The sequence below is a fragment of the Nocardia sp. NPDC004260 genome (assembly GCF_053603155.1).
Genome location: NZ_JBSGEZ010000208.1, coordinates 1 through 2,945, shown reverse-complemented (window position 1 = coordinate 2,945; position 2,945 = coordinate 1). Strand labels below are relative to the sequence as shown.

The following is a 2,945-nucleotide window of genomic DNA, read 5'->3' as shown; positions in this document are numbered from 1 at the left end:
GGCGCCCCCCCCCCCCCGCCCCCCCGCGTGGCCCCCACACCCCCCCCCCCCGGCCCGGGTTCTGGTGTGCCAGCATCGGCGCAGGCCCCGCCGAAGGACACACCGGCGCCACCTCGGCTGTCCGCCCTGCACCGCCGCGCGGCCGCAGGCCGCGATGGTCGGGACCAGCGACGCGGCCGGCGGGCGCGGCGCCCGGCGTGCCGGTGGCGGACGTAATGCCGCTGGGGGGTGATTGTGCGGGAGCTACGGAGGTCGGGCAGGCTCTGTGTCGCGGTAGCTCCGATCTTCTTCGTTTTTGTTCGCTTTGGGCTGAGCATGCGGGCCGAGTGAATGCAGGGGCCGTGGCTTACACTGGTAGCGCGAACGACTCTTGTCCTCGCGAAATAGCCTGTCAATGTGATTGTTTGCGTGATCCGAATTGGGGTTGAGGATATGGCTGATGTGTCGGCGGTGGATCGGGAAGCGGCACGGATTCTGGCGTCGTTGAACGACATTTCCGCGGCGGACCTCGAGGCGGTCGTGGAAGGCAAAATTTTCCGAGGTTCCGACTTCGGCGCGCAGAACGGGAGTGTTCGCCTGTTCCGCCCGCTCTACGATGTTGACGGTTCGCGCTTGGAGCGATAGGGCAGGAAATCCTCACGATTGCGGTCGGCAGCCTGGTGGGTCCAGGTGCCGACCGTTTTCGTGCGCGCGGTCAGTCGGCGGTCTGGAAGCTGTCGATGATGGTTGCGATGGCTTCGGGGATGCTGGAGTTCGGGATGGCGTCGTCGAGACGGTCCATCTCGTCGTCCGACAGTGCCCGGCCTGCCCAGCTCTCGGCCTGTTCTCTGGTGATCAGCGACCGGGTGGTCGAATCGTTGTGTGTGACTGCGTCTTCGTTGGTTGGTGGAACGGGTGCTTGGTTCCACTGCACGCCGGTGGTTGCGAACAGGTTGTAGCGCGAGTGGACGTGGTAGACGGGATTGAGTCCTGCTGCCTGGCCTTCTCTGACGCATTGCTCGTAGACGTCCTCGGTGAAGTCTGCGATGTCACCGTGGTCGTCCCGGATGAGGTAGATGCCTTCGCCGCTCGTCGTGTGGGCGAGGAGGTAGCGATACTGCGGCTCGGTGACGCGGGTGATGGCGAAATCGGGGTAGATGGCCAGGGTTGTCGCGATGGCCTGTTCTGCGGGTGTGGTGCCGCACTGATCGCATCCGTCTGCGGTGGCCATTGCGTGGCAGTGCGTGCAGTGCCGCCGAAGTCCCGCCGCGATGGTGAGATCGTCGAGCCAGGCGAGGTGGCGGTCGTCGACGGCGGCATAGAGCCTGGCCAGCACGTCCGCGGCGGTGAGTGCGTGTGATGTCATGGTCTTCGTCGTTGTCCTGTTCGTGCGATGGTGTGTTCCGCCCGCCGGGCCGCGCAGCGGCCCGGCGGGCGGGTTCTGGTGGGATTGTTTGGGCGGGTCGGGTTGCCAACTCGGTCGGCTGGGCGCTGTCCGCCTGAAAACACAGCACGGAGCGCAGCGGAGTTCCGATTCCGCCGGGCGCGGCTGGTGGGCGTGCTGGGCGTTTGTTCGGGGCGGGAGCCCCGGCGGTTTGCCGGGGCTCCCTGGGTGGGCCTATTCGGTGGTGTAGGGGTTGTAGTCGGGAACCTCGATCCCGTAGAACTTGGCGGCGACCGGCCCGAGTGCCATGAAGCGGCGTGCGGTCTCGGCTTCGATGTCGAAGCGGTGGGATGCGATGAGGGCGCGCACGGTGACCGGCGGCAATGTGTACTCGTCGAATCCGGCTTGGATCGCGTGGTGGATGGCGTCGTGCGCGTGGTAGCCGCGTCCGTCGGCGAGGTACAGGATCGCTACCGCTCCCAGCATGTGAGCGCGGATGCTGCCGGTGAGTTGGTTGGCAATGTGGGTGTAGATCGCGATGGCGGCCGGGATGTCGACCAGCGCGATTCCGAGCAAGGCGTCTCGGGCGCTGCCGGATTCGTCGATGATTGCACCGACGCGGGCGGCCAACTCGAATTCGGTCCGGCCGATGGCGTGGGCGCGGTCGTCGTCGGTGGTGGCCTCGCTGTGCAGGGCGATGACTTCGCGCAGTGTGGCGAGGGTGGCGCGGGTGAACGCGGCGGGATTGGCGCGGTAGTCGCCTTCGACTGCGGCGACGTCGGCCGGGGTGGTAGGGGTGAACAGCCTGTCGAGGGTGTCTCGGTCGGGGATCGGGCCGCGCCCGTCGATGAGTCGGGCCAGGGCGACCGGGGTGGTTGCGGGGTCGGTGAGCGTTCCGGTTTCGCCGGTGTCGAGGTCGCGCCACTGCCCGCCCGCGACGAGGGCGGCGGTGTGCATGCGGCTCAGCACCGGGACGTCCTTGTCGCGCAGGGCCTCGGCGATGAGGTGGGAGGTGTGTTCACCAGCGCTCTGGTGGTCCGCGTCGGCGATAACGGTGAGGACAGCGGCGAAGTTGCCGCGAACGACCTCGACGCCGATTTCTGCCGCGATTGCCTTGGGAAGCACGACCAGATCGAATTGTCCGATGGTGATGAGTCGCTGAGTTTCGCGATCGAGTATCGCGATAACGATGACATTTTCGAGGTCATCGGACGATGCGGCGGGGTTGTCCAGAATGAGGGCGTGGAGCGAGGCAATGAAGTCGCCACGGGTCATCTGGCTGTAGTCGAGCATTTCTCACCCTTCTGCAAAGCGTTGGCGGCCCGGCCTTCCGGGCCTTTTGTTCCCTCTGCCTTACATCTTCTATTCTATCTACCTTACGCACCTTACGCATTTTCTAGCGGTTTCCTGGCGAGTGGTATTATTCACTGTTTTTCTTTGGATTTTGTCTTCTGCTTTTTGTCTTTTGGCGTACCTTCGGAGGGTCTGCCTCCGCGGCGAGCGGGCCGGGGTGCGGGGCGGCAGCGCCCGCACGCGACCGCAGGGAGCGCGCGGCCCCGGGCCGCGGACCGCACCCCTCGGG

Annotated in this window: 3 protein-coding genes; 1 reads left to right on the top strand and 2 read right to left on the bottom strand. The window is 66.1% G+C overall.

Annotation, left to right across the window (positions count from 1 at the left end; translation table 11 throughout):
• Positions 1 to 432: 432 nt before the first annotated feature.
• The gene (locus tag ACWEO7_RS38910) at positions 433 to 624 is read left to right on the top strand and encodes a hypothetical protein (protein ID WP_452430783.1); all 192 of its coding nucleotides are present in this window, start codon (positions 433 to 435) and stop codon (positions 622 to 624) included.
• A gap of 70 nt (positions 625 to 694) precedes the next feature.
• Here the strand turns inward: ACWEO7_RS38910 and ACWEO7_RS38905 are convergent, their stop codons facing one another.
• Positions 695 to 1,345 (bottom strand): hypothetical protein, encoded by a 651-nt coding sequence (locus tag ACWEO7_RS38905; RefSeq protein ID WP_452430782.1) that lies wholly within the window; start codon positions 1,343 to 1,345, stop codon positions 695 to 697.
• A 252-nt stretch (positions 1,346 to 1,597) separates the two neighbouring features.
• Complete coding sequence (locus tag ACWEO7_RS38900) at positions 1,598 to 2,656, bottom strand: DUF4192 family protein (protein ID WP_452430780.1); 1,059 nt, start codon at positions 2,654 to 2,656, stop codon at positions 1,598 to 1,600.
• Positions 2,657 to 2,945 lie beyond the last annotated feature (289 nt).

Bases quoted from the DNA above. Each gene is read 5' to 3' on its own strand.
- ACWEO7_RS38910 (WP_452430783.1), top strand. From the start codon at position 433: ATGGCTGATGTGTCGGCGGTGGATCGGGAAGCGGCACGGATTCTGGCG.
- ACWEO7_RS38905 (WP_452430782.1), bottom strand. From the start codon at position 1,345: ATGACATCACACGCACTCACCGCCGCGGACGTGCTGGCCAGGCTCTAT.
- ACWEO7_RS38900 (WP_452430780.1), bottom strand. From the start codon at position 2,656: ATGCTCGACTACAGCCAGATGACCCGTGGCGACTTCATTGCCTCGCTC.